This is a genomic window from Devosia rhizoryzae, from assembly GCF_016698665.1.
In the GTDB taxonomy this organism is placed as follows: Bacteria; Pseudomonadota; Alphaproteobacteria; order Rhizobiales; family Devosiaceae; genus Devosia; species Devosia rhizoryzae.
In genome coordinates, this window is the sequence record NZ_CP068046.1 from 2,761,942 (window position 1) to 2,788,074 (window position 26,133).

26 protein-coding genes are annotated in these 26,133 nt (G+C 61.9%); 18 read left to right on the top strand and 8 right to left on the bottom strand.

Features of this window, described 5'->3' with window-relative positions; genetic code table 11:
- Nucleotides 1-195: 195 nt before the first annotated feature.
- Nucleotides 196-1,005, bottom strand: coding sequence for an HAD family hydrolase (locus tag JI748_RS13465; RefSeq protein WP_233280525.1), 810 nt, complete (start codon nt 1,003-1,005; stop codon nt 196-198).
- Here JI748_RS13465 and JI748_RS13470 point away from each other — a divergent pair.
- From JI748_RS13470 to JI748_RS13505, 8 genes are all read left to right on the top strand, one after another.
- Nucleotides 976-2,382 (top strand): protein adenylyltransferase SelO, encoded by a 1,407-nt coding sequence (locus tag JI748_RS13470; protein WP_201631540.1) that lies wholly within the window; start codon nt 976-978, stop codon nt 2,380-2,382. The genes JI748_RS13465 and JI748_RS13470 overlap by 30 nt on opposite strands.
- 9 nt (nt 2,383-2,391) lie before the next feature.
- Nucleotides 2,392-2,943 (top strand): gamma carbonic anhydrase family protein, encoded by a 552-nt coding sequence (locus tag JI748_RS13475; protein WP_201631554.1) that lies wholly within the window; start codon nt 2,392-2,394, stop codon nt 2,941-2,943.
- 115 nt (nt 2,944-3,058) lie between these two features.
- Complete coding sequence (locus JI748_RS13480; protein WP_233280526.1) at nt 3,059-5,713, top strand: bifunctional diguanylate cyclase/phosphodiesterase; 2,655 nt, start codon at nt 3,059-3,061, stop codon at nt 5,711-5,713.
- A gap of 179 nt (nt 5,714-5,892) precedes the next feature.
- Entirely contained in the window at nt 5,893-7,488 is a 1,596-nt protein-coding gene (locus JI748_RS13485; RefSeq protein ID WP_201631557.1) for an ABC transporter substrate-binding protein, read from the top strand.
- A gap of 176 nt (nt 7,489-7,664) precedes the next feature.
- Nucleotides 7,665-8,672, top strand: a complete 1,008-nt coding sequence (locus tag JI748_RS13490) for an ABC transporter permease subunit (protein WP_201631560.1) — start codon at nt 7,665-7,667, stop codon at nt 8,670-8,672.
- Between the two features lies 1 nt (nt 8,673).
- The gene (locus tag JI748_RS13495) at nt 8,674-9,576 is read left to right on the top strand and encodes an ABC transporter permease subunit (RefSeq protein ID WP_201631562.1); all 903 of its coding nucleotides are present in this window, start codon (nt 8,674-8,676) and stop codon (nt 9,574-9,576) included.
- Nucleotides 9,577-9,579: 3 nt separating this feature from the next.
- Nucleotides 9,580-10,425 (top strand): ABC transporter ATP-binding protein, encoded by an 846-nt coding sequence (locus JI748_RS13500; RefSeq protein WP_201631565.1) that lies wholly within the window; start codon nt 9,580-9,582, stop codon nt 10,423-10,425.
- Complete coding sequence (locus tag JI748_RS13505; RefSeq protein ID WP_201631568.1) at nt 10,425-11,258, top strand: dipeptide ABC transporter ATP-binding protein; 834 nt, start codon at nt 10,425-10,427, stop codon at nt 11,256-11,258. Before JI748_RS13500 ends, JI748_RS13505 begins: the two co-directional genes overlap by 1 nt.
- On the opposite strand, the gene JI748_RS13510 is transcribed toward JI748_RS13505, so the two are convergent.
- Nucleotides 11,255-12,286 carry a Gfo/Idh/MocA family protein gene (locus tag JI748_RS13510; RefSeq protein ID WP_201631571.1) on the bottom strand — a complete coding sequence of 344 codons (1,032 nt, stop codon included), beginning with the start codon at nt 12,284-12,286 and terminating at the stop codon, nt 11,255-11,257. The two genes, JI748_RS13505 and JI748_RS13510, sit on opposite strands and share 4 nt — an antisense overlap.
- Nucleotides 12,287-12,363: 77 nt before the next feature.
- Here JI748_RS13510 and JI748_RS13515 point away from each other — a divergent pair, with 77 nt between their 5' ends.
- The 4 genes from JI748_RS13515 (at nt 12,364) to JI748_RS13530 (ending at nt 15,889) form a co-directional block, all read left to right on the top strand.
- The gene (locus JI748_RS13515; RefSeq protein ID WP_201631574.1) at nt 12,364-13,089 is read left to right on the top strand and encodes an SIMPL domain-containing protein; all 726 of its coding nucleotides are present in this window, start codon (nt 12,364-12,366) and stop codon (nt 13,087-13,089) included.
- A 32-nt stretch (nt 13,090-13,121) separates the two neighbouring features.
- Entirely contained in the window at nt 13,122-13,673 is a 552-nt protein-coding gene (locus JI748_RS13520; RefSeq protein WP_201631577.1) for a hypothetical protein, read from the top strand.
- Nucleotides 13,645-14,583 carry an aldo/keto reductase gene (locus tag JI748_RS13525; protein WP_201631580.1) on the top strand — a complete coding sequence of 313 codons (939 nt, stop codon included), beginning with the start codon at nt 13,645-13,647 and terminating at the stop codon, nt 14,581-14,583. The genes JI748_RS13520 and JI748_RS13525 overlap by 29 nt, the downstream gene beginning before the upstream one ends.
- 154 nt (nt 14,584-14,737) lie before the next feature.
- Nucleotides 14,738-15,889, top strand: a complete 1,152-nt coding sequence (locus JI748_RS13530; RefSeq protein ID WP_201631583.1) for an ROK family transcriptional regulator — start codon at nt 14,738-14,740, stop codon at nt 15,887-15,889.
- On the opposite strand, the gene JI748_RS13535 is transcribed toward JI748_RS13530, so the two are convergent.
- Nucleotides 15,886-16,194, bottom strand: a complete 309-nt coding sequence (locus JI748_RS13535; RefSeq protein WP_201631586.1) for an HU family DNA-binding protein — start codon at nt 16,192-16,194, stop codon at nt 15,886-15,888. The two genes, JI748_RS13530 and JI748_RS13535, sit on opposite strands and share 4 nt — an antisense overlap.
- 176 nt (nt 16,195-16,370) lie before the next feature.
- On the opposite strand from JI748_RS13535, the gene rirA reads away from it, so the two are divergent.
- Nucleotides 16,371-16,862: an iron-responsive transcriptional regulator RirA gene (gene rirA, locus JI748_RS13540; protein WP_201631604.1), complete on the top strand. Its 492-nt coding sequence runs from the start codon at nt 16,371-16,373 to the stop codon at nt 16,860-16,862.
- Between the two features lie 234 nt (nt 16,863-17,096).
- Entirely contained in the window at nt 17,097-18,905 is a 1,809-nt protein-coding gene (locus JI748_RS13545; RefSeq protein WP_201631620.1) for an ABC-F family ATP-binding cassette domain-containing protein, read from the top strand.
- Here JI748_RS13545 and JI748_RS13550 read toward each other — a convergent pair.
- On the bottom strand, nt 18,902-19,948 hold the full coding sequence (locus JI748_RS13550; RefSeq protein WP_233280527.1) for a LacI family transcriptional regulator: 1,047 nt from the start codon (nt 19,946-19,948) through the stop codon (nt 18,902-18,904). The two genes, JI748_RS13545 and JI748_RS13550, sit on opposite strands and share 4 nt — an antisense overlap.
- 496 nt (nt 19,949-20,444) lie before the next feature.
- Between JI748_RS13550 and JI748_RS13555 the strand changes: the two genes are divergently transcribed.
- The gene (locus tag JI748_RS13555) at nt 20,445-20,657 is read left to right on the top strand and encodes a hypothetical protein (RefSeq protein ID WP_201631623.1); all 213 of its coding nucleotides are present in this window, start codon (nt 20,445-20,447) and stop codon (nt 20,655-20,657) included.
- 31 nt (nt 20,658-20,688) lie between these two features.
- On the opposite strand, the gene JI748_RS13560 is transcribed toward JI748_RS13555, so the two are convergent.
- From JI748_RS13560 to JI748_RS13575, 4 genes are all read right to left on the bottom strand, one after another.
- On the bottom strand, nt 20,689-20,886 hold the full coding sequence (locus JI748_RS13560) for a hypothetical protein (RefSeq protein ID WP_201631626.1): 198 nt from the start codon (nt 20,884-20,886) through the stop codon (nt 20,689-20,691).
- Between the two features lie 77 nt (nt 20,887-20,963).
- Nucleotides 20,964-21,530, bottom strand: coding sequence for a phosphonate metabolism protein/1,5-bisphosphokinase (PRPP-forming) PhnN (gene phnN / locus JI748_RS13565; RefSeq protein ID WP_201631640.1), 567 nt, complete (start codon nt 21,528-21,530; stop codon nt 20,964-20,966).
- On the bottom strand, nt 21,527-22,657 hold the full coding sequence (locus JI748_RS13570; RefSeq protein ID WP_201631643.1) for an alpha-D-ribose 1-methylphosphonate 5-triphosphate diphosphatase: 1,131 nt from the start codon (nt 22,655-22,657) through the stop codon (nt 21,527-21,529). Before JI748_RS13570 ends, phnN begins: the two co-directional genes overlap by 4 nt.
- Nucleotides 22,654-23,346, bottom strand: a complete 693-nt coding sequence (locus JI748_RS13575; RefSeq protein WP_201631646.1) for a DUF1045 domain-containing protein — start codon at nt 23,344-23,346, stop codon at nt 22,654-22,656. The genes JI748_RS13570 and JI748_RS13575 overlap by 4 nt, the downstream gene beginning before the upstream one ends.
- A 123-nt stretch (nt 23,347-23,469) precedes the next feature.
- Here JI748_RS13575 and JI748_RS13580 point away from each other — a divergent pair, with 123 nt between their 5' ends.
- The 3 genes from JI748_RS13580 to JI748_RS13590 all read left to right on the top strand — a co-directional run bounded on the left by JI748_RS13580 (nt 23,470) and on the right by JI748_RS13590 (nt 26,132).
- Entirely contained in the window at nt 23,470-24,723 is a 1,254-nt protein-coding gene (locus JI748_RS13580; RefSeq protein WP_201631649.1) for a glycerate kinase type-2 family protein, read from the top strand.
- Between the two features lie 40 nt (nt 24,724-24,763).
- A complete protein-coding gene (locus tag JI748_RS13585; RefSeq protein ID WP_201631651.1) occupies nt 24,764-25,123 on the top strand; it encodes a VOC family protein in 360 nt (119 codons plus the stop codon).
- 70 nt (nt 25,124-25,193) lie between these two features.
- A complete protein-coding gene (locus tag JI748_RS13590; RefSeq protein ID WP_201631654.1) occupies nt 25,194-26,132 on the top strand; it encodes a Gfo/Idh/MocA family protein in 939 nt (312 codons plus the stop codon).
- Nucleotide 26,133: the final 1 nt, after the last annotated feature.

Consider the following 26,133-nt stretch of genomic DNA (forward strand, 5'->3'; position numbering starts at 1 on the left):
ATGCCGGGTGGGAAGCTCAAATTTACGTCGCGTTAACCATAGGCGTTAGCGACTTAAATTACCGTTAACGGAGCGGGAGATAGGTGGAAACCCTTGAAATCGCTGCGGTTCAGACGTGCTGAACAGGGCCTTACCCAAACAGGTAAGACTTTAAACATTAGCGCCGATGGTTAACTGACTTTTTCGCGAGGGCGATCAGGCAGGGTCGAAGGCGGCCAGATGCACATGCACCAGGCTCTCCATGACAAAGATGCCAAGCTCTTCGATCTCGGCACTCGGCACTACAAGATCAGGCACCATGATCGTCTGCATCCCGGCGGCATGGGCCGCACGTACGCCAGCGAAACTGTCTTCCAGCGCAAGGCACCGCGTTGGCTCGACACCAAGTCTTCTGGCCGCAGTGAGGTACGGCTCCGGATGCGGCTTGGGATTGACCACATCGTCCCGAGTGACCACCGTGTCGAAGAGATCGAGCAGGCCGGCAGCGCTCAGGTGATGCTGGGCATGCGGGTTGCGCGAGGAGGTGGCGACGGCCGTGGGGATGCCGCGCGCCCTGAGCTCGGTGACGAACTCCAATGCTCCGGCCTTGACCGGCACGCCGCCATGGCTGCGTTCGCGCATGGTGATGCGGCAGCGCTCGTCAAACAGCGTATAGGGGAAGGCGACGCCATAGGACTCCACCAGCAATTGCTGGGTGCGCTCGTGGCTCGATCCAACCATGTTGCGGTGCACGTCGTCCGTCATCTCGAAGCCAAGTTCGGTGCAAACATCGAAAACGATGGTACGGAACACGGACTCGGTGTCGAGCAGCGTGCCGTCCATGTCGAATATTGCGGCTTCAAAGGGCTGGAGGCGGATGATCTCGGTTGTGCGCGTCATGTTCCGGCTATAGGCCTGTTCGGCCTTGATCGCCAGACCGTGCTGCGCATCGCCGACTTGCACCGAACCCAAAGCGCCGTGCGGCGTTGCCCTGCCATGACCAGCTTCCTTCCAGCAAGCCGCCACCTTGAACTCGGCACCCAGTTCTTTGATGCGGTGCGGCCCGCCGAGTTTCCGGAGACGGTGCTGCGGCATCGGGATCGGCGCTGGTCGGAACGTCTCGGGCTCGATGACCTGGGTGACGAACAATGGCTGCGCCACTTCGGACGCTTCGAGCCGCTGCCCGGCTCGCTACAGGAGCCTCTCGCTCTTCGCTATCACGGGCACCAGTTCCGCTCGTATAACCCGGACCTGGGTGATGGCCGCGGCTTCCTTTTCGCCCAGTGCATGGATCCGGCCGATGGGCGGCTGCTTGATTTCGGCACCAAGGGCTCCGGCACGACACCCTGGTCACGGGGTGGCGACGGCCGGCTGACGCTCAAGGGCGGTGTACGCGAAGTACTGGCCACCGAAATGCTGGAAGCGCTGGGCGTCTATACCTCCAAGAGCTTTTCCCTCGTTGAAACCGGTGAGGAATTGTACCGCGGCGACGAGCCTTCCCCGACAAGGTCGAGTGTGCTGACGAGGCTCAGTCATAGCCATATCCGCATCGGCACCTTCCAGCGTCTGGCCTATCTCGAGGACACCGAGAGCCTTATACGGCTGGTCGATTATTGCATCGCCAACTATTATCCGGACCTGGCAAGCGCCAGCAGTAAGCCCGCCGCCTTGCTGGAGGCCGTGGTGGCCAATGTCGCCCGCCTCGGCGCGCAGTGGATCGCCGCCGGCTTCGTGCATGGCGTGCTCAACACCGACAATATCAACATCACCGGCGAAAGCTTCGATTACGGTCCCTGGCGTTTCGTGCCGACCTACGATCCCCAATTCACAGCCGCTTATTTCGACGAGACGGGGCTTTATAGTTTCGGCCGCCAGCCCGATACCTTGGCCTGGAACCTGACACGGCTCGCCGAATGTCTCGTGCCGCTTTCCAGCGTCGAGGCGCTTGAGCCCGTGCTCAACACCGTGTGGCCCGTATTCCGGGCCGAACTGCCCCGGCAGATCCTCCGCCGCCTCGGTCTTGTGCCGACCGATGTCGAGCAGGATGGCGCCTTTGTCACGGCCCTCTTCGGTCTGCTCACAAGCCAGGCACAATACGAGCAGTTCTTTTTCGATTGGCGCGGTGGGCTGCATAGCGCCGAACGCGCTGCCCGCAGCCCCAGCGCCGAGCATTACATGGGCGAAGCCTTCCGCCCGATCGCGGATCTCCTGGAGGCTTATGCCCCGGCTGCAGACCTCAACCTCGATCATCCCTACTTCGCGCGGCGCACCCCGCGCACAATGCTGATCGAGGAGGTCGAAGCAATCTGGTCTCCCATTGCTGCAAGCGACGACTGGAGCCTGTTTGAAAGCACTCTTTCCGAAATTGCTCAGATGCGCGATGCCTATGGGATCATACCCTAGGAGGCGCTCATGCCCGTTTATTCGCTAGATGGCATCGCGCCGCATATCCAGACTTCCGCCTGGATCGCCCCCACTGCCGTCATCATCGGCGATGTGGTGATCGGTGCCGATGCCGGCATCTGGTTTGGCGCCGTCGCTCGCGGCGACATCGAGCGCATCACCATCGGCGCGCGGTCGAACTGCCAGGAAAGCGTGGTGCTTCACACCGACCGCGGCTTTCCCCTCACCATTGGCCAAGGCGTCACCATCGGGCATGGCGCCATCGTCCACGGCTGCACCATCGGCGACAATACGCTGATCGGCATGGGTGCCACCGTGCTCAACGGTGCCCGGATCGGCCGAAATTGTTTGATCGGCGCCAATACGTTGATTACCGAAGGCAAGGTAATTCCCGACAACTGCCTGGTCATGGGGGCGCCTGGCAAAGTGGTCCGCGAACTCGATGCAACAGCGATCGAGGCGCTGAGGACATCAGCCGACCGCTACGTTCAAAATGCTCGCCGCTTCGCCGGCGGTCTGCGTTCTGCATCCACGGATGATCCCGACTTCGAGCCCGCCTAATTTGCGCTCTATTTACCAAGCGATCACTTAGGCGAGACCGTTTAGGTCTGGGTCATTCTCGCTGACCTAAACTGCTGCCAAGACATAGAACATGTCTCTTGGAACGCGCAGCAGGATGACTGAGCCCTTAAGCGAAACGAAGCGTACCGATTGGCGCCGCACCATGATCGTGCCGGTTGCCGTGGCTCTCGTCATTGTCGTTATTGCCGGTCTTCTGATCGATCGACAGAACCAGCAGATTGCAGAGAGCCGGCTTCGTGCCCAAGCCTTCGCTGACCTTTCGGTCATCCGCGCCAAGCTCGAAGGAAATATTTCGGGCAATATCCAGCTGGTAAAGGGGCTCGTCTCGGTGATCGCCACCGAGCCTGACATGGACCAGGCCCGTTATGGCGAGCTGGCGCAAAACCTTATTGTCGATGGCAGTCAGCTCCGCTCGATCGCCGCGGCACCCAACCTCGTCATCACCATGACCTATCCGCTTGAGGCAAACCGCGCAGCCATCGGCGTTGATTACCGCGATGTGCCAGCGCAGTGGGATGCCGTGCGCCGCGTGGTCGAAACGGGCGAACTGACGATTGCGGGTCCCGTCGACCTCGTTCAGGGTGGCCGGGGTTTTGTCGGACGTTTTCCGGTCTACACCCTGGAGAACGGCGAGCGGTTATTCTGGGGCGTGATTTCCGCCGTCATCGATCTTGAGCGACTCTATGCCGACAGCGGGCTCTACGGCACCGCCCTAGACATCGCTATTTCGGGACAGGATGGCACCGGCAGCGCAGGTACGCGCTTTTATGGCCCTGACCTAAGCGCAGAAAATCCCGTCACGGCGCGTGTCATCCTGCCTTCCGGCAGCTGGCAATTGTCAGCCATTCCCAAGGGCGGCTGGGCTCCCGACCCCCTTGCAACCTGGGCGCTGCGGGCTCTGCTGCTCGCCGCCGGCGCGCTGATCCTTCTTCCCATAGTCATTACGGCCCGCATGATCGGCGAGCGTCACAGCCATATCCGGGAGCTCGATTTGCGTGAGGCGCAACTCTCCCGTCTGACGCGACGGCTCAACCTTGCATTAACGGCATCACGCGTCGGCGTCTGGGAAATGGAGCTCGAAAGCGGTGCGGAAACCTGGGATAATCGCACCAACGAAATCTATGGTCTGCCACAAGATGGCGGCCCGCGCGATCACGCCCAGTGGCAAGCTGTGGTACACAAGGATGACGTCGATGGCGTTCAGGCCATTTTTGAGCGCGATATCCGCAAAGGGAGCTACCAGGCCGATTACCGCGTCGTCCTCGGTGACGGGCAAATCCGCCACGTCCGCTCCATCGGCGCCCTGTTCAGCGAGCCTGGCCAGCCCGAAAAGGTGATCGGCGCCAATTGGGACATGACCGCCGATGTCGCGATGACGGAAAATCTGCGGCAGGCACATCAGGTCGCCGAAGCGAGAAACGCGGAACTCGAAGCTGCCCGAACCCGCATCGAGCATAACGCCCTCCACGATAGCCTCACCGGCCTGCCCAACCGCCGCTATCTCGACGAGATTCTCAAAAAGCACGCCGCAGACGGCTTTCATGGCAGCGGTTCGATCGCCCTGCTCCATATCGATCTCGACCGCTTCAAGCAGATCAACGACACGCTGGGTCATGCGGCGGGCGATGCCATGCTGGTGCATGCCAGCAAGGTCTTGCGCGCCAATTGCCGTGAAACGGACTTCGTTGCCCGCATCGGCGGCGATGAGTTTATCATCGTCTCCAGTGCCGGCTCCAGTGACGAGCGCCTCATTGCCCTCGCCGAGCGCATCGTCAAGGAGATGCGCAAGCCTGCCGTCTATGAAGGTCATGAATGCCGCTTTGGCGTGTCGATCGGGGTTGCCGTGCGCCGCTCGGCGGATATCGACGTCAAGCAGCTGCTGATCAACGCCGATATTGCGCTTTACCGGGCCAAGGCACGCGGGCGCAATCGGCACGAATTCTTCTCGGAAGCACTGCAGGCCGAGGTGATCACCACCAAGCGCGTTGCTGACGACATCCTCACCGCCCTTGATACAGACGCCTTCGTCCCCTTCTATCAGCCGCAGTTTTGCGCCCGATCGCTGGAGCTTGTCGGCGTCGAGGCGCTGGCCCGGTGGCACCATCCGACCGAAGGTCTGAAGACTCCGGACCGCTTCCTCGACATTGCCGAAGAACTCAACGTCATGGCACAGATCGACGCGCTGATCCTGGACAAGGCTCTGTCCGACCTTGCGCGCTGGGACCAAGCCGGGCTTAACGTGCCGCGCGTCTCGGTCAACGTGTCGCTCCGACGCCTCACCGATGACAGCCTGATCTCAAGCCTCAAGACCTTGCCGCTGGCCCCGGGACGCGTGGCGTTCGAGCTGGTGGAATCCATCTATCTCGACGAGAGCGAGGGCCTCGTTGCCTGGAACATCGACCAGATCAAGGAGCTGGGGATTGATGTCGAGATCGATGATTTCGGCACCGGCTATGCTTCAATCGTGTCGCTGCAAAAGCTTCATCCGCGGCGCCTCAAGATTGACAGGCAATTGGTCATGCCGATCCTTGCCGAAACAGCGCAGCGCCAACTGGTGGCTTCGATTGTCGATATCGGCAAGTCGATGGATATCGAGATCGTCGCCGAAGGCGTCGAAACCATGGAACATGCAAGAATCTTGCGCGACCTGGGCTGTGATATTCTTCAGGGCTATGCCTTCGCCAAGCCCATGAGCCGCGAGGCATTCGAGCACTTCTTAAGTGAAAAGTCCTGGCGCCAGGCCAGCTGACACACAGCGAACGGCTTTCGAAAAAAGCGTCCATTTCTGTGGATAGAAGTTGGGAGTGTCATACGATTGACCAAATGGTCAACGTTTGCAGTTGCGCCGCCTCTTTTTCTGGGCTTTGTTGTGGCCAAGCCTCTGGTCGGGAACGCCGGAGAGCAAGACTTGTTTGGGAGACAACAACAATGAAACTGATGACGACCCTGTTGGCAGCGTCCGCCCTGGTGGCCCTGACCGCCGGCGCCGCACAGGCCAAGCAGCTGGTTTACTGCTCGGAAGCTTCGCCAGCCCATTTCGACCCCGGTCCGCTGACCGGCGGCAACGACTTCGACGCTTCGTCGCACACCATCTATAACCGTCTCGTCGACTTCAAGCCCGGGACCACGGAAGTCATTCCGTCGCTCGCCGAGAGCTGGGAAATCTCTGAAGACGGTCTTGAATACACGTTCAAGCTGCGCCCGGGCGTCAAGTTCCACACCCAGTCCTACTTCACCCCCACCCGCGACCTGACCGCTGAAGACGTCGTCTTCTCGTTCGAGCGCCAGATGGATGAAGAGAGCCCCTGGTTCAATTATCTCGAAGGCATGACCTGGGACTATTTCCAGGGCATGGACATGCCCAAGTACATCGCCTCGATGGAAGCGGTCGATGACCTCACCTTCAAGCTGACGCTGACCGAGCCGAACGCCCCGATGCTGGCAAACCTTGCCATGGACTTCGCGGCCATCGTCTCCAAGGAATATGCCGACCAGCTCGAAGCTTCGGGCGATCTCGCAGCCTTCTCGACCCAGCCCGTGGGTACCGGCCCGTTCCAGCTGGTCGATTACCAGCTCGACACCGTCATTCGCTACCAGGCCTTTGCCGACTACTGGGAAGGCAAGCAGCCGATCGACGACCTGATCTTCGCCATCACCACCGACGCTTCGGTGCGCGCCCAGCGCCTGATCGCCGGCGAATGCGATATCATGCCCTACCCGGCTCCGGCTGACCTTGAAGCCCTCCAAGCCGACGAGGATCTGACCGTTGTCGAAGGCGAAGGCCTCAACATCGGCTACATTTCCTACAACACCACCGAAGCGCCGTTCGACAATCCAGAGGTCCGCAAGGCCCTCACGATGGCGATCGACAAGTCCGCCATCATCGAAGCGGTCTACCAGGGTGCTGGCCAGGACGCCAAAAATCTGATCCCGCCCACCATGTGGTCCTATGACGATGCGACCGCCGCCGACGAATACAACCCCGAAGAAGCCAAGCGCATCCTCGAGGAAGCTGGCGTCACCGACCTGACGACCGATCTCTGGGCCATCCCGGTCTCGCGTCCCTACAACCCGAACGGCCAGCGCGTTGCTGAACTGATCCAGGCTGACTGGGCTGCTGTCGGCGTCACCGCCAACATCGTCACCTACGAATGGACCGAATATCGCGAGCGCGGCAAGCAGGCCGACCGCAAGGGCCCGTTCATGATCGGCTGGACCGGCGACAATGGCGATCCGGACAACTTCTTTGCGACCCTGTTCTCCTGCTCTGCGATCGGCGTTTCCAACTATTCCAGCTGGTGCAATGACGAGTTCGAAGCAGCGATCCAGGCCGCCAAGACCACTTCGGACCAGGAAGAGCGCATCGAGCTCTACACCACCGCCCAGGAAATCTTCAAAGCTGAAGAGCCTGCGATCACCCTGGCACACTCCAAGGTGTTCATGCCCATGAAGAAGACAGTGCTTAACTACACGCTGAGCCCGCTCGGCACGCACAGCTTCCGCTACGTGGACGTCCAGGAATAATCCTGGTCTAAAACCAACGATCAGGAGCCCCGATCCGCAAGGAACGGGGCTCCCCTTTTTATAGAACGAGCCTCTACCGCATGGCGCACAAGCGTCCGGAACAAGGGGCCGCAACAGGAAACGGCATGTCGAACCGCCTTACGCGGCGCGGCATCCATGGGTGAAAGACCCGGCACATGCTGAACTTCGTCTTGCGCAGGATTGCGCTCCTGATACCGACCATTATCGGCATCTCCATCTGCGCCTTCGCTTTCGTACGCGTCCTGCCGGGCGATCCGATCCTGGCCATGGCCGGCCAGCATGGCGTGACGCCCGAGCGCTACGAGGTGCTGCGCGAGCAGTTCGGCTACAACCTGCCGATCTGGCAGCAGTACTTCAATTATCTGGGCTCGGTGCTGCAGGGCAATTTCGGCAATTCGCTCGCCACCAAGCGCCCGGTCATCACCGAATTCATGACGCTTTTCCCGGCCACGGTCGAGCTCGCCTTCTGCGCGCTATTCTTTGCCGTGATCATCGGCATTCCCGCCGGTATCTTTGCCGCCATCAAGCGCGGATCCTGGTTCGACCAGGCGGCGATGGGCGTGGCGCTGACCGGCTATTCCATGCCCATCTTCTGGTGGGGCCTGCTGCTGATCATCTTCTTTTCCGGCTATCTCGGCTGGACCCCGGTTTCGGGCCGCATCGCGCTGAGCTTCTTCCTCCGCCCGATCACCGGATTCATGCTGATCGACACCCTGCTTTACGGCAATTGGCCCGCCTTCGTATCGGCGCTGCGCCACCTGATCCTGCCGGCAATCGTGCTCGGGACCATCCCGCTTGCCGTCATCGCGCGCCAGACCCGCTCGGCCATGCTCGAAGTTCTGGGTGAAGACTATGTGCGCACAGCCAAGGCCAAGGGCATGTCGCCGCGCCGTGTCGTCAACGTGCACGCCCTGCGCAATGCGCTGATCCCGGTCATCACCACGATCGGGCTTCAAATCGGTTTGCTGCTCGGCGGCGCCATCCTCACCGAAACGATCTTCACCTGGCCGGGCATCGGCAAGTGGATGATCGATTCCATTTTCAAGCGCGACTATGTCGTCGTGCAGTCCGGCCTGTTGATCATCGCGCTCATCGTCATGGCGGTGAATCTGATCGTTGACCTGCTCTACGCTTTGATCAATCCGCGCATTCGGGTGAAGTAACATGACCATCCCCGTCGAACCCGTCGCCACCAGCACCAAGCCCATCTCTGGCCTGCGTGAATTCTGGTATTATTTCTCCGTCAATCGCGGCGCGCTGATCGGTCTCACCGTCTTTGCCATCCTGGTGCTGATGGCGATCTTTGCGCCGCTGATCGCTCCCTATTCACCCGATATCCAGTATCGCGATGCGCTGCTGAAGCCGCCGAGCTGGGACATTAACGGCGATCCGCGCTTCTTTCTCGGCACCGATCCGGTCGGTCGTGACATTCTTTCGCGCCTGATCCACGGCGCCCGCTATTCGCTGTTCATCGGCTTTTTCGTCGTGGTGGGCGCGCTCTTTGTCGGCGTGATCCTTGGCGCCCTGGCCGGCTATTTCGGTGGCTGGGTGGATGTCGTGATCATGCGCATCATGGACATCATTCTCGCCTTCCCCTCGCTGCTTCTCGCCCTAGTGCTCGTGGCAATCTTGGGGCCCGGGCTCTTCAACGCCATGATTGCCATCGCCATCGTGCTCCAGCCGCATTTCGCGCGATTGGTGCGAGCGGCGGTGATGGCGGAGAAAAATCGGGAATATGTCACCGCGGCCAAGCTTTCGGGCGCTGGCCACCTGCGCCTGATGCTGGTCACCATTCTCCCGAACTGCCTCGGGCCGATCATCGTCCAGGCGACGCTGAGCTTCTCCAACGCCATCCTCGACGCTGCCGCACTCGGCTTCCTCGGCATGGGCGCGCAGCCGCCGACGCCCGAATGGGGCACGATGCTCGCCACTGCGCGCGAGTTCATCCTCAAAGCGCCATGGGTCGTGACCTTTCCGGGCCTTGCCATCCTCATTACCGTTCTTGCCATCAATCTCATCGGCGACGGCCTGCGCGACGCGCTCGATCCCAAACTGAAGCGGAGCTGAGCCATGCCCCTTCTCGACATCAAGAACCTCACCGTCGGCTTCGATACTTCGGCGGGCCTCTTCAAGGCCGTCGATGGCATCGACATTTCGGTCGATCCCCGCGAAGTGCTGGCCATCGTTGGCGAAAGCGGCTCGGGCAAATCCGTCGCCATGCTCGCGACGATGGGTCTCCTCCCCTCAACCGCCACCGTCACCGCCGATCGCATAACCTTTGAAGGCCGTGATCTCCTCGGCATGTCGGCTGCGGAAAAACGCAAGATCATCGGCAAGGACATTGCCATGATCTTTCAGGAACCCGTAGCAAGCCTTAATCCGTGCTTTACCGTCGGCTTCCAGCTCAGCGAAGTGCTGGGCAAGCATCTTGGCCTCACCGGCCGGGTAGCGCGCGACCGCTCGATCGAGCTTTTGCAACTGGTTGGCATTCGCGATGCGGCCGACAAGCTCGGCGCCTATCCGCACCAGATGTCCGGCGGCCAATGCCAGCGTGTCATGATCGCCATGGCCATTTCCTGCAATCCGAAACTACTTATTGCCGACGAGCCGACCACGGCGCTCGACGTCACCATCCAGAAGCAGATCCTCGATCTCCTGGTCCGCCTCCAGGTCGAGACCGGCATGGCGCTGATCATGATCACCCACGACATGGGCGTGGTCGCCGAGACGGCCGATCGCGTCATCGTCCAGTACAAGGGTCACAAGATGGAGGAGGCAGACGTTCTTTCCTTGTTCGAGAACCCCAAATCCAATTACACGCGCGCCCTGCTTTCTGCCCTGCCGGAAAACGCGGTTGGCGATCGTCTTCCGACCGTCTCCGACATGCTGTTCGAAGCAGCGCCGGGAGTTCGCTGATGAGCACGCCCGTTCTAGAAGTCCGCAATCTCAAGCGCGATTACGTATCGTCCGGTGGCTTCCTGCGCCCGGCAAAGGTCGTCCATGCCGTCAAGGGCGTGAGCTTCACCCTTGAAAAGGGACGCACGCTCGCCGTCGTCGGGGAGTCCGGCTGCGGCAAGTCCACGCTGGCGCGCATGATCACCCTGATCGACGAGCCGACCGCGGGCGAAATCCTGATCGATGGCATTCCCGCAAGCGCTGCACACGTCACCAAGGAACTGCGCCAGAAGGTGCAGATCGTTTTCCAGAACCCTTATGGCTCGCTCAATCCGCGCCAGAAGATCGGTGACGTCCTGGCCGAGCCCTTGGCTCTCAACACCGACCTTTCCGCTGCCGACCGGCGCGACAAGGCCATGGCCATGTTGACCAAGGTCGGCCTCCAGCCCGAGCATTTCAATCGCTATCCGCATATGTTCTCGGGCGGCCAACGCCAGCGCATCGCCATTGCCCGTGCACTGATGCTCAACCCCAGCTTCCTTGTGCTGGACGAGCCGGTTTCCGCCCTCGACCTTTCGGTGCAGGCGCAGATCCTCAATCTCCTGAAGGACCTGCAGGACGAGTTCGGCCTGACCTATGTCTTTATCAGCCACGACCTTTCCGTCGTGCGCTACATCGCCGATGAAGTTATGGTCATGTACTTTGGCGACGTGGTCGAGCATCGCAGCCGCGAGGCCGTGTTCGCTGCGCCCGAGCACGAATATACCCGCACCCTTTTCGCTGCGACGCCGCAGGCCGATGTCGAGCACATCCGCGCCCGCATCGCGCGGAAGAAGGCTATGGCGGCGGGCTAGACGTCGACCCGCCGACCCTCGCGGGCGGACCGGATCAGCGCATCGATCAGCCGGTGAACCTCGAGCGCTGTCCGTCCGGTAGACACCGGCTCCCGCCCAGCCGTCACGGCTTCGGCAAAGTCGGCGATCTGCGCCATGTGCCAGTTGAAGGGGAATGCCATCGGGTCGGCACCGCCGCCGGAGCTGCTTTTTTCGCCGACGGTTTCGGTGCGGCCGTCGTGCCAGTGCAGCGTCAGATTGCCGCCAGTCAGCACGGCGCCAGCCTTGGCGAAGTTAAGCGTCAGACTTTCCGGGCTACCCGGAAAGTTCGCCGTGGTGGCCATCAGCCCACCCACCGCGCCATTGGCAAAGTCCAGCCCGCCGGCGATGAAGTCTTCGGTTTCCATCTGGTGCAGGCCCGTCGTGGCCGCGAGCGCCGTCACGGCCTGGACCGGACCGGTGAGGCTCAGCATCAGGTCGAGCGAATGGATGGCCTGGGTGAGCAGCACCCCGCCGCCATCCTGGGCAAAGGTGCCGCGGCCAGGCTGGTCGTAATAGCTTTGCGGCCGCCACCAGGGCACGACCAGATGCGCGGTCTGCAGAGCGCCAAGGGCGCCGTTCGCCACCTTTTCGGTCAGTGCTATCGAGGCCGCACGAAAGCGATGCTGGAAGATGATGCCCAGCGTCACCCCGGCCCGCTCGCAGGTCTCAACGATGCGGATAGCGGCGTCCATGGTGCGCTCCACCGGCTTTTCCATAAGCACATGCTTGCCGGCTTCTGCCGCCTTTGCCACTAGGTCTTCGCGGGCATTGGGTGTCGTCAGGATCAGCACCGCATCAAGGGCTGGATCGGCCAGCAGCGCTTCGTAACTTTCGGCGGCTGGAAAATCATACTCCGAACAAAAGGCACGCAGAGCCTCCTGGTTCCGCCTCCAGACGCCGCGCACGTCGATGCTGTCCCGCAGCGCATTCAACGCCAGCGCATGGGGCTTTGCCGCCATGCCGGCACCGACCACGCCGATCCCGAACCGTCGCTGTTCATTCGCCATTCAGCCGCATGCTCCTATGCCATGGTGGCGCCCTAATCACGGCGCGGAGTGCCCTTGGGGCTCATTGGGGGTTTATCATGAAATTTGTCGGCGTTGTTGCAGCGCTTTGCGTCGCCGTGGGCATTGCCCTGGCCGGTTGGTTCGTCGGCACGTCGCTGGTGGAGTCGCGCCAGCCGCTGCGGACCGTCACCGTCAAAGGCCTGTCCGAGCGTTCGGTCCAAGCCGATCTCGGCTTCTGGCCCATCCGCTTCGTCGCCACCGGCGCAACGCTGGAAGCGGCGCGTGCTGCACTCGAAGCGTCCGAACGCTCGGTTCGCTCGTTCCTTACCGAGCGCAACTTCGCCGAAGACGAAATCCAGGTCCAGAACGTCTTGGTGGAAGATCGCGCCGCTGGCTACAATGCCGGCTCGACGCCGGACGAGTACCGGTTCGTCCTGACCGAAGACATGCTGGTCACCACCGATCGCGTCACTGATCTGGCAGATGCCAGCCGTTCCGTCGCCGATCTGTTACGGCAGGGCGTAGTATTCTCCTCCGACGCCTATAGCGCTGGCGCCAGCTTCGTCTTCACCGGCATCAACGATCTCAAGAGCGAAATGCTGACCGAAGCGACGCAGCGCGCCAAGGAAACGGCAGAGCAGTTCGCCAGCGAATCCGGCGCTGCCGTGGGCGACATTCAGACCGCCAACCAGGGCGTCTTCGAAGTGCTGCCCGCCGTTGAAATCCCTAATGACCGGCCCGAAAAGCAGATCGACAAGAAAGTGCGCGTGGTCTCGACCATCACCTATTTCCTGGTGGATTGACGTTTCGCTCGCGGCACGCTCAGCATGTGCCCATGAAGCGCGCGCTTGCCCCACTCATCCTTTGCCTTCTCGCCAGCCCGGCGCTCGCCATCGAGCCGGGCTGGCACGTTTCGCCCCTCCCCGGCGAGGGCGACCGCGCGAGCCTTGGCTGTGCCCGCGACTCCTCTGATACCGACTTTGCGTGCCTCGCGGTGCGCTGTGAGGACGATTACTCTGTGGGCGTCCATGTCTATACGACGCGCCTAGGTGGCGACACAGGCCGCTGGACCATGACGCTGGATCGCGAAGACAAGGTTTTTAAAACCTCCACCGACGCCTCGCCCTATGGCGCCCGCCTCGCGGATCCCGAAGGCGTGCTGCTTGATCGCATCCGCCACGGCACCTTCATCTACCTCCAGCATGCCGACGACACGCATGCGCCGTTCCGCTATATCGATCTCGGCGGCTCGTTCCAGTCCGTGGCCGAGGCACTTTATTGGTGTGCGCCGCGCGTGCCGCCGAGCGAACAAAACACCGCGCCAGACGTTGATCCAGACAATGAAATGGAGAAACGCCATGAACCGTCGCCCGCTGGGACGCAGTGAACTCGTCATCGAACCGCTTGTTCTGGGCGGCAACGTCTTCGGCTGGACCGTCGACGAAAAGAAAGGCTTCGACATCCTCGATGCCTATGTCGCCGAAGGTTTTACCGCCATCGACACGGCCGAGGGCTATCCCAACTGGGTGCCGGGCAATCCGCCGGGCATGAGCGAGACGATCATCGGCAAGTGGCTCAAGGAACGCGGCAACCGCGACAAGGTCCATATCTTTACCAAGGTCAATTCGGCCAAGCACCCGGGCGGGCTCAAGGCCGACGCAATCAAGGAAAGCGTCGAAGCATCTTTGAAGCGCCTCCAGACCGACTACATTGATCTTTATTTCAGCCACTGGCCCGACGCCGAAGCCAGCCACGAGGAAACGCTCGAGGCCTATGACGTGCTGATGCGGGCAGGCAAGGTGCGCACTATCGGCGCCTCCAACTACACAACCGAAATGCTGAAAGAAGCGCAGCAGACCGCAATCATCAAGTCACTGCAGCGCTATGAAGTGGTCCAGCCGCGCTACAATCTTTATGATCGCGCCGAGTTCGAGGCCTTGCGCAACTACCTCGTCACCAACGAAGTTGGCGCCATCGTTTACTACAGCCTCGCTTCCGGCTTCCTCACCGGCAAGTATCGAAGTGAGGCCGATTTCGGCCAGTCGCCACGCGGCGGAGGGGCCAAGCAGTATCTGGACGAAAAGGGCCACAAGATTCTTGTTGCCCTCGACCAGGTCGCCGGCGAACTTGATGCGAGCCCGGCCGAAGTGGCCCTTGCCTGGCTTGTGGCGCAAGAGGGCGTCAGCGCCCCGATCGCTTCCGCTACCTCGGTCGATCAGGTCAAGAGCCTCGGCCGCGGCGTCCGACTTGAGCTTAGCGACGAGGCAAATCGCCTCCTGACCGACGCCGGAGCATAGTTTAGCTTACGGCAGCCTTACGCGCAGGCTTGGCGAGACTTCGGAGTCTTGCCAAGATGGCGCCAGCGTCCGTCCGAATCAGAAAAGCCAATCCCGTGTTCAACCCTGTCCTGACTGCGTCGGCAGCCCGGAAGAGCGTCTTGGTTGCCCTCCCATGACGGCATCCAACGAACCAACACGCGATATCTTCGACACGGGCGGTCGCGGGGTACGGCATCAAGGCTTGCGGCGAGCCAACGAAAAGGCCGTGCTCACGGTGATTGGCTTCAATACAGGTGTCTCGAACGCCGAGATTTCACGCCTTTCGGGCCTCGCGCCGCAGACCGTCTCGGCCATCCTTGTCGATCTCGAGCAGTCCGGCCTGATCGAACGTGGTGAAGTGTTGCGTGGCCGTCGCGGCCAGCCGGCGACGCCGATCCAGCTCAGGGCAAGCGGTGCCTTCGGTATCGGCGTCGAGTTGAGCTGGACCCATCTTGATGCGGTGCTGATCGACATGCACGCAAACGTCCTGCGCCACCAGCGGATCGAATACCTATTCCCCGACGCAAGCACGATTTTTACCCGTATCGCCGAGATCGTGTCCGAACTCACAAGCGTGCTTTCCCCCGCCGAACGGGAGCGCCTGCTGGATCTTGGCTTGGCGATGCCGGGGCGTTTGGCGGAAAACCTTGAACTTGTTGGAGCGCCCCCCGAGCAGGAGGTACTGTGGCGCGGTGCCGATCCGGTGGCGCTGCTGCACGATGCGACCGGACTTGAGGTCACGATCCTCAACGACGGCAATGCAGCTTGCTGGGCAGAACTGATCGCCCTGGAACGCCCGCGTCCGGCCAATGTGCTCTATTTCCTGGTCTCCCGCTACGTCGCTGCCGGCATTGTCGGTGATGGCGCCCTCTGGGAAGGCCCCACCGGCAATGGCGCAAATCTGGGATCCATGCTGGTGCAGTTCGATGGCTCTGGCCCGCGCGAAGCCCATTTCATGGCTTCGGCCTGGGCGCTGGAGCAAAAGCGGACAGAAGCTCATGCAGAGGAAGATGGTGACCTCGTCACGGCGTGGATCGATCAAAGCGCCCGGACCCTCGCCCGTGTCGCCTTCAACGCCATGACCGTCGTCGAGTCCCCGCTCCTGGTCATCGATACAGTTCTGGGAGCTGAGATCACGAAACGGTTGGCCGAACGGCTCGTGGCGGAGCTCGCGGCGCTTCCAGTCCGCGGGTTTAATCCGCCACGCGTTGTGTGTGGCGTTCATGGAAAGCTCGCGCCGGCAATCGGCGCGGCCGAACTGCCGATGTTCCGGCGCTACTTCTAGGCGTTCTTGATCGCGGCGAGATTTTCGAGGCCCTTGCGCAGCTTGGCGCTCGGGATCAGCACAACGGTGCGATGCGGGATGATGCGGTGCTCTTCGCCGGTGCGGGGATTGCGGCCGACCCGCTCGGCACGCTCGCGCACCTGCAAGGAACCAAAGCCGGTGAGTTTGACGCTTTCGCCTTCCATCAGCGCTTCGCCGACCAGATCGAACATGCGTTGGCAGATTTCAGCTGCGTCGGAGCGGGCAATGCCGGCCTTTGCAGCGGCCTGCTCGCCAAGCGCGGCGCGGGTAACAGTCTTGTCCAAGGCACCACCTCCTTTTAAGTTCGTAATCCGAAACTAAATACCTGTCCAGAGCGAGAAAACCTGATCGCGCTCTTCATGATTGTTGACTTATTTTAGAATGGTTATAAGTTACGGCAATCATATGAGGTGACTCGGATCTTGCCATCCGCTGTTCCGCGCATAAGGAAATCCTGCTCTTGCGACTGACCCGCCAATCCAATTACGCCATTCGCACCCTGGTTTATTGCGCGGTCAACGAGCCGGGCCTGAGCCGCGTCGCCGAGGTTGCCCGGGCTTATGGCATTTCCGAACTTTTCCTGTTCAAGCTGATCAAGCCACTGGTCGAAACCGGACTGCTGCAGACCGTACGCGGGCGTCATGGCGGCATTAAGCTCGGCAAGCCTGCAGACCAGATCACGCTACTCGACACCATCCGCCTCACCGAAGAAAACTTCGCCCTGGCGGAGTGTTTCGAAGAAGGTGCCGATTGTCCGCTGATCGGGGAATGCGATCTCAATGGCGCGCTGCGCGAGGCGCTGGGGGCGTTCTTTGAAGTCTTGAGCCGGCACACGATCGCCGACCTCGCAAGCAAGAAACGCTCGATCCGCGAACGGCTCGGTCTCAGCACCACCGAGGCGGTCAACGCCAATGAGGCGGGCGATATCGTCAACCTGATCCCCGCCGAATAAAGCTTCGTTGCAAATATGATTTTGACAATCATCTTTAAAGATGATTGATGGTTGCCATGGCGCTGCGACCCCTTGGGGCCTGTGGGTCCGAGTGCCAAATGTGACGGAGGCTTGCTGCTACCGTCTCCCCGGGCCGGTTAGGATCCTCAACGTCCTGACCGGCCTTTGCTTTCCCCCGCATTGATATCACGTCGCCCCTATGCTCTATCCGGGCCGACTTTTTCCGGATCACCAATGGCCGCGCCACCGCTTCTTTCGCTTCAGGATATTCAGCTAACATTCGGCGGCACGCAGTTGCTGGAATCCGCCGAGCTTATTGTGTCCCCCGGCCAGCGTATCGCTTTGGTCGGCCGCAATGGTTCGGGCAAGTCCACCCTTCTCAAGATCGCTGCCGGCATGGTGCAGCACGACAAGGGCCTGCGCTTTGCCGAACCGAGCGCCACCATCCGTTACCTGCCGCAGGAGCCCGATCTTAGCGGCTACGCCACGACGCTGGCCTATGTCGAGGAAGGTCTTCACTCCGGCGACGATCCTTATCGCGGTCAATACCTGCTCAACGCCCTGGGCCTCACCGGCGAGGAAGATCCCAAGACGCTCTCCGGTGGTGAAGGCCGCCGCGCCGCGCTGGCCCGCGTTCTCGCGCCGCAGCCGGACGTTCTGCTGCTCGACGAGCCGACCAACCACCTCGACCTGCCCGTCATCGAGTGGCTGCAGGACGAACTCAATTCCATGCGCTCGGCCATGGTGATCATCAGCCACGACCGGCGTTTTCTCGCCGATCTTTCCCGCTCCACCGTCTGGCTCGACCGCGGCCTGACCCGCCGCATCGAGAAGGGCTTCTCGTCGTTCGAAGAATGGCGCGACGAGGTGCTGGAGCAGGAAGAAAAGGACCGCCACAAGCTCGACCGCCAGATCGTGCGCGAAGAGCATTGGCTGCGCTATGGCGTCACCGCCCGCCGCAAGCGCAATGTCGGACGCCTCGAGCGTCTCGCCGGCCTTCGCCAGGACCGGCGCGAGCAGCGGCGCGTCACCGGCTCGGTCACCATGGCCGTGAGCGAAGGCCGCACTTCCGGCGCGCTGGTTGCGGAAGCGGAGAACATTTCCAAGAGCTTCGGCGCCCGCACCGTGGTCCGCGATTTCTCCACCCGCGTCCTTCGCGGCGATCGCGTCGGCATTGTCGGGCCAAATGGCGCCGGCAAGACCACGCTGATCAAGATGCTGACGGGCCTGCTCGAACCCGATAGCGGCACCATCAAGCGCGGTGCTGCGCTCGAGCTCGCCATGCTCGACCAGGGCCGTGCCCGCCTCGATCCCGAGACGCGCCTTCGCGATGCCCTGACCGGCGGTGGCAGCGACACGCTCAAGATCAATGGCGAGCCCAGGCATGTCGTGGGCTATATGAAGGACTTTTTATTCACCCCGGAACAGGCCAATACGCCCATCGGCAAGCTTTCCGGCGGCGAACGCGCGCGTGTTGCGCTGGCGCGTGCCCTCGCCCTCCCCTCGAACTTCCTCGTGCTGGACGAGCCCACCAACGACCTTGACCTTGAAACCCTCGACCTGCTTGAGGAAATGGTTTCCGATTATTCCGGCACCGTGGTGGTCGTCAGCCACGACCGTGACTTCCTTGATCGCGTTGCGACCTCGGTGATCATGGCGGAAGGCGATGGGCGCTGGACCGAATATGCCGGCGGCTATTCCGACATGGTCAGCCAGCGCGGTTCCGGCGTTCTGGCGCGCACGGTTGATAAGGGTGCCAAGCCGGCCAAGGCTCAGCCGCAAGCCGCGGCAGCGCCGGTGTCCAAGCGCAAGATGAACTTTAAGGACAAGCACGCCCTCGATACCCTGCCCAAGGACATTGCCAAGCTCGACGCCGAGATCGCTTCACTGAACGCAGCGCTTTCAGCACCCGGCTTCTACAGCAAGGACCCGAACGGCTTTGCCACCAAGTCCAAAGCGCTGGAGGCAGCCGAAGCCAAAAAGGCTGCGGCCGAAGAACGCTGGCTTGAGCTCGAAATGTTGCGCGAGGAGATCGAGGGCTAGTCCGCCCACTCGAACTTGGGCGTTGAAATATACTGCAGGTCCTCGGTTTCACCGTTGATCCGCCGCAGCAAGGTGCGACCCAGGTTCCGTCCCGCCTCGGCAAAGTCCTCGTGCACCGTCTCGGCCGCTGGCTGGAACTGCTTGAACATCGAGGTCGACTGCTTGGTCACGACATGGGTCTTTTCGCCCACGGAGAGCCCGGCATCGTTGAGCGCGCCGATTACTGCCAGCGCCGACACTTCCGAAGCACAAACATAGCCGTCGGGCGGATTGGGCCGCCGCGCCCGCTTGGTCACATAGTTTCGGATCGCGTCGGTGGCGCTGCCAAGGTTGATGTCGGTGGCAAACTCATAGGCGATGCCGGCTTCAGCCGCCGCGCGTGCCATGCCCGACTTCAGGTGCTCGGTATAGGTCAGCGCGCTGTCCGGCAGAACGATCGAGACCTTGTTGCAGCCTTTTTCCGCCAGCCTCTTGGTCGCTCCATAGGCATAGGCGTCGTTGTCGAAGTCGACAAAAGCGTGCAGTTCCGGCCATTGGCTGCGACCGTGGCTGACAAAGGGAAAATCGTTGTCGAGCAGGAAGCGGATGCGCTCGTCAAAGGTTTCGGCCTTGGAGAAGATCACCCCATCCGCCATGCGGTTGCGCACGATATGCTGGATCGGCTCCATGGGCGAGACATTGCGGAACAGCGGCGTGATCACAAGGTGGTAGGCGGTGTCGCGCAGCGCTTCGGTGATGCCATGGACCAGATAGCTGCCAAAGCCATAGATTTGCTCGTCCGGCTCCAGAATCAACGACACGACATTGGTGCGCCCGGTCTTGAGACGCAAAGCCGCGCGATCCGGCAGGTAGCCGATCTCGGCGGCGATCTTTTGCACCCGGTCGCGCGTGTCCTGCGCCAGTTCAGGCGCGTTGTTGAGCGCGCGCGAGATGGTGGTCACCGCAAGCCCGGTCATCTGCGCAATGGTTTTGAGCGTAGGCTTGCCGGACGGCTTGACCCCCCGCTTGCCGCGCGTGGCGGGCGGATCCTCTTGCTGCGACAACTTCTAATCCCCTCGAACCCGCCTTCGCGGGATGGTTTGGCCTACAACTTCACCAGATCAGCGGGCCCTGCGCAAGCCAGGTACGTCCCAAGTTAAGATGACTAATCTGGTCAGAATATCATTCTCATCCCAAAGTCGAGCAGGACTTTTCGCTTTTTATCGCCATTTCGCGATGAAGTGCACTGGCGGAGCAGGAACGGCTTCGCTATCTTGTCATTGCTGCTGGGTGACCGTAGCGACAAACGCTCAACACTCGCAAGGAGAGGAATGCCGATGCCGACATCGAACACCTTCACGATCCATGCTGCGTGTATGACCGTAGTACGCTCCAAACATTGCGCCAAACGTTGGCACGGGACCTGTCGATCGAAACGAATGTGACCTCCGTCACACCACCGTCTCACTAATCGAATAGACCCTGCGTCGCTGGCCACGAGGCGAGTATCCCTTCTGGGACTGCGCCTCTGACACCGACGCGCAAGTGGAGAATCCACCCATGTTGGAAAACAATTTGAACAGGGCCGAAAGGCTCAAGCCCATCGTCATCGAAGTCGGCGGCGAGCCGCAGGGCGTCGTCGTGCCGGATGCCGAAGGCTATCGCTTCCTCGCCGTCAAGCTTCCTGCCTTCGCCATCGATGGGCAACGCTTTGCCAATGTCGAGCTTGCGCATGTGGCCGTCCGCGATGCGGTGCGGGCCTCCGAAGCCTGAATAAGCCGGTGGGACGACCACCGGCAGCTTTTTAGTCGTCGTTGGTGGAATTCAGCTCAGATGGGCGTTTGCCTTCCGCCAGAGGAGGGCTGGGGGCGATCACATCTTCCACTGCTTGAGCCAGGGCATCGACATCGATGCGGCTCGCGCCGGCCTGGGCCTGGCGGTCGATCTCTGCGGTCAAAGCGGTGGCGATTGCGTCATGGCGCTGGTCGCTTGGTGCATCCATGGAACGAGTTCCCTCTTCGTTGATGCGCCTGGGACGGCGCCTGCCGAAAGGATGCAACGCGCCGATGCCTCTTCGGTTCACTCTTCCGCGATGCGGCGCAAGGTCATTACAAAGGCCGTGACGCCGATGCTAACAGAGCTGGAATTATCGATGACGATCGGCTCGATATCGGCAGGCAACGCTGCCCCTTCTCGCGCCAGCCGTGCAACAATCTGATCGTGGTTTTCCCGTCCGCGCTTGGCGAGGCGTGCTGCACGCAGGGAGATTTCAGCCGAAACCTGCATCACGCGACAAAGTGGATATTTGCCGATCGCCGTCGGGACAGCGTGACGCGAGATATTGGCAACGACTACCCGGCCCAGCGCCAGGTCGGTGTCCACCCCGATCGGCAGGGCATAGTCCAGCCCATGCGCCTGCCAGGATAGGGCAAAGCGCCCCGCTGCCGCCGCCTTAGCAAACTCGTCGGCTTCCATGCTGACATGGTCTTCAAGGTCGATATCGGCCGGACGGGTGACTAGGCGGCGCACGAAGCTGAAGCGCTTGTCGCCATCGAGTGCCACCCGGGCGCCACTGATCAGCGTGTCCTTGCCGACCCCGGAGGGGCCGACGACCAGAACCAGCGTTCCCGGCGGCCTGTCGCTCAACTGACCCGTTTTCCTTCCCGCCATACGCCACGCACTACCGGCAGCGGCGCATCGGCTGCCACCCGCACCAGATCGGCCCGCTTCTCCACCGCGATCTCGCCGCGATCGTCGAGCCCGGCGGCACGCGCCGGATTGCTTGTCACGGTAGCGAGCGCGCGGGGAAGGTCAAGGCCTGCTACCCGGCTGGGCAGCAGGAACACGGCCTGCAACAGGGCAAACGGCACGTAATCCGACGACAGTATATTAAGGAGACCTGCGGTCATCAGGTCTGTGGCCGAGACATTGCCGGAATGGGATCGGCCGCGCACGACATTGGGCGCACCCATCAGGATAGCCAATCCGGCGTCATGCGCTGCGGCGGCCGCCTCGAGCGTCGTCGGAAATTCGGCAATGGCGACACCGTCGTGCTCGGCTTGCTCCACATGCTCGATGGTCGCATCATCATGGCTGGCAATCGCGATGCCCATTGCCCGTGCACGCTCCACCAGTGCCTGCCGGTTGGCGGCAGAATATTGAGCCTGCTCGGCCAGCCGCGCATCGACATAGGCATTCATGTCCGCCTCGGTCTTGCCCATCTTGGGGGCATAGAAGCGCAGGTAATCGGCCATCTTGCGGAACTGGCGCTGCCCCGGCGTGTGGTCCATGACCGAGGCCAGCCTGGTTGAGGAATGATCGGCCAAGGCATCAAAATGGGCGACCACGTCGTGGCTGGGCAATTCGCAGCGCAGGTGGATAAAGTGCTCCGAGCGCAGCCAGCCCGCTTCGCTGCCGGACCGCACCGCGTGGACCAGTTCCTGCGCATGGACCAGCATATCGGGCAGATCCACATCGGAGCCGATTCGCACCGCGTCGAATACCGTGGTGATGCCCGAGCCTGCGATCTGCGCATCATGGGCATGGAGCGCGGCCAAGGGGTCCCAGAACACGCCCGGCCGCGGGCGATAGTGGTTTTCGAGATGATCGGTGTGCAGTTCGACAAGTCCGGGGATCAAGTAATCGCCACCGAAATCCTCGCCCTCGCGGCTTTGGCCCGCGTCGATAGAGGTGATGCGGCCATTTTCGACGCGGACGCTGCCGGTGATCACTTCATCCGCAAGGACGATCTTGGCATTGCGGAAGACACTCATTGGCCAAGCCTGTACTCGCCGAGCCGCACGAAAAGATTGCCGCTTTCCCCTTCCGAAAACAGCACGAGACGATCAAGCGTCACGGGCTCTTCGAGGGCCGGACCAAACCAGGTTTGCGCCGCGCTCTTGAGGTCCTCCCGATCATCCTCGCCCAGCCGGTCCGTCAGCGTCATATGGAAGCGGAATTCGTCAAAAACGTATGGGTAGCCATAGGCCTCCAGCAGCTCTTCCTGCCGCGGCGTCAATCCCTTGGCCAGCCGCGCCGCAAAGTCGCGCGGGCTTAAAGGCGCGCGCAAAGGCTCGAAGCTTTCCACCACATGAGCGGCAAAGTCCTGCAGCGCCGGATTGTTCTCTTCGGTCGGAACCAGGGCCAGGAAGCCATCGAGGTCGGCCAGGCGCAGGTGTCCAAGCTCGACCGGCTGCGCATTCTTGGCAAACTCGGTCAAAGCCCCTTGCAGATCTTCAAGTGTGGCCCCCGCGGCGAGCGCCATAGGCGGCTTGATCGTGGCGTGAAAACCATAGCGGCTGGCTGACTGCGTCAGGTTCAGGAGCCGGGTGCGTTCGATGCCGGCAACGGTGCCCTCGAACAACTCGCCGGTCGCCGGATCGCGGCCAAGCCAGACGGAGGAGCGGTCCCAAAGCGGGTCGGACATAGACGGGGCGTAATAGATAGCGAATCTTTGCGGCATGGGACCTCTCGAGGGTTGGCTAGAGAAGCCATGTGTCCACCGTTTGACAAGTCGCTTATGCTGGACAAGTTGCAGCTCTCTGCCCACAACTATCCGCAATCCAGACTCCCAGAACTGAACCGCATGGACAGAACCCTGCTCGAAGCCTTGTTCCGCCATGCCGTCGCCGCAGCGCAGCCTTCACTTGCGGTCGCCCGGCACCTGCCCCCGCCACCGCGGGGGCGCACTGTCGTGGTCGGCGCGGGCAAGGCCTCGGCCCAGATGGCACGGGCGTTCGAGCTGGCCTGGCCCGGTGAGCTCAGTGGTCTTGTTGTCACCAGCTATGGCCATGCCGAACACTGCGACAGGATCGAGATCATCGAAGCCGCGCATCCCGTGCCGGACGCGGCAGGCCTCGATGCCGCTCAGCGGCTCAAGGCCTTGGTCGGCGGCCTGACCGAGGACGATCTCGTCGTCGCGTTGATATCAGGAGGCGGCTCATCGCTGCTGCCGTCGCCCGCCGAAGGGCTGACGCTGGCGGACGAGCAGGCCATCAATCGAGCCCTCCTCGCATCCGGCGCGCCGATCGGGGTCATGAATCTCATCCGCAACCAGTTCTCCACCATCAAAGGCGGTCGCCTGGCCGCCCTTGCCGCCCCCGCGCGGGTCGCGACGCTTGTCGTCTCCGATGTGCCGGGAGACGATCCGGCCCTGGTCGCATCCGGGCCGACCATCCCGATCAGGGGTGACCGCGCCGAAGCCCGGCGCCTAGCCGAACTTTACCGCCTCGACTTGCCCCAAGCCGCCCGCACCCTGCTGGCAGGTGATCAAAATCTGCCGCCCGGGCCCGCCGATCCGCTGTTTGCGCTTAACAGCGTTGAAGCCATTGCCTCGGCGGCCCTGTCGCTCGACGCGGCTGCCGATTTCGCGCGCCAGCACGGCGTTGAGGCTGCCATTCTCTCCGACGCCATCGAGGGCGAAGCCCGCGACGTTGCCCAGGTGCACGCCGCCATCGCTCGCGAAGTTCTCTTGCGCAATCGGCCGTTCAAAAAGCCCGTCGTCCTGTTTTCGGGCGGTGAAACCACGGTCACGCTGCGTGGCAAAGGCCGCGGCGGCCGCAATGGGGAGTTCCTGCTGGCGCTCGCGCTCGCCATCGACGGCACTCAAGGCATTTCCGCTCTTGCTGCGGATACCGACGGTATCGATGGCTCGGAGAACAATGCCGGCGCCCTTTGCGACGGCAGTTCTGCGCGGCGCATGCGTGAAGCAGGCATCGACCCCAGGGCAGCGCTTGCGAACAACGATGCCTATACAGCCTTCGCTGCCATCGGCGACCTGATCGAGACCGGACCGACCGGGACCAATGTCAACGACTTCCGCGCCATTCTCATCCGCTAGACTTCATGCCATGCTGCCGCAACCCTGACGGAGGAATGGCATGGCAAAGGCGATCGGCATTGGCGGCGTGTTCTTCCGCTCAAAGGATAACAGCCTGTTAGCAAACTGGTATTCTACGCACCTTGGCGTCGAAGAATTTTGGACACAACAGGCTGGTTTCACGGTCTTTTCGCCATTCAAGGAGACGTCCGACTACTTTCCGGCCGAAAAGCAGTGGATGATCGATTTCAGGGTCGATGACCTCGATGGCTTGTTGGATCAACTGCGGAGCGCCGGCATCGAGATCGAGACACGGGCAGAGTGGGACACGCCGGAATCCGGGCGTTTCGCCCGTATCCACGACCCCGAAGGCAACCCGATCGAGCTCTGGGAACCGCCGCCGCCTGCTCCCACTGCCTAAAATCATACTTTTCCCTTGGCAGCGGGGGCTCCGGTCTGCTCTATACCCGGCGCATTCAGGGAGTTCGGGAATGGCCAAGCGCAAAATCGCTGTGATCGGTGTGGGCAAGATCGCGCAGGACCAGCATCTGCCGGTGATTGATGCCTCGGACGATTTCGAGCTGGCCGCGACGGTCTCCAGCCGTGGCGTCGGGCATAACGACGTGCCGGTTTTCCGAACCGCCGCCGAGCTTTACGCCGAGATGCCGGAGGTGGGCCTTGTTTCCATCTGCACCCCGCCCGGCGTTCGCCACACCCTCGTTCGCGAGGCTCTGGACGCAGGCAAGGACGTGATGATGGAAAAGCCCCCTACCACCACGATCTCCGAGCTCGACGACATTGTCGCCCATGCCGCGCGGCTCGACCGCGTGCTGTTCCAGACCTGGCACAGCCAGTACAATGCGGCTGTCGACCGAACGCAGAAGATCGTGGCAGATCAGAACGTCAAGTCCGTCCGGATCGACTGGCGCGAAAGCGTGCGCAAATGGCATCCTGGGCAGGACTGGGTCTGGGAGCCCGGCGGTTTCGGCGTCTGCGACCCTGGTATCAATGCCTTTTCGATCTTCACCAAGATCATGCCCTTCCCGGTTTTCGTCGAAAGCGCCAAGCTGACATTCCCGGCCAACCGGCAGACCCCGGTCGACGTGGAGGCTCGCTTCAAATCCGGCCAGCCGCACCAGCCTGACCTATCTGCGGGCTTCAACTGGCTCGAAGAAAACGGAGAAGTCTGGACCATCACCATGGTGACCGGCACCGGCGACGAGCTCAAGCTCGAACGCGGCGGCCGGACCCTGCGCATCAATGGCGAGGTTGTCCTAGAACATGGCGACCGCGAATATGCCGGCATCTATGACCGCTTCGCCGACCTCCTCGACACGCGCCAGAGCGATGTCGATGCCGCCCCGCTGCGGCTGATGAGCGATGTGTTCTTCCTGGGCGCCCGCGAGAACGGACCTGATTTCCACTGGTAGA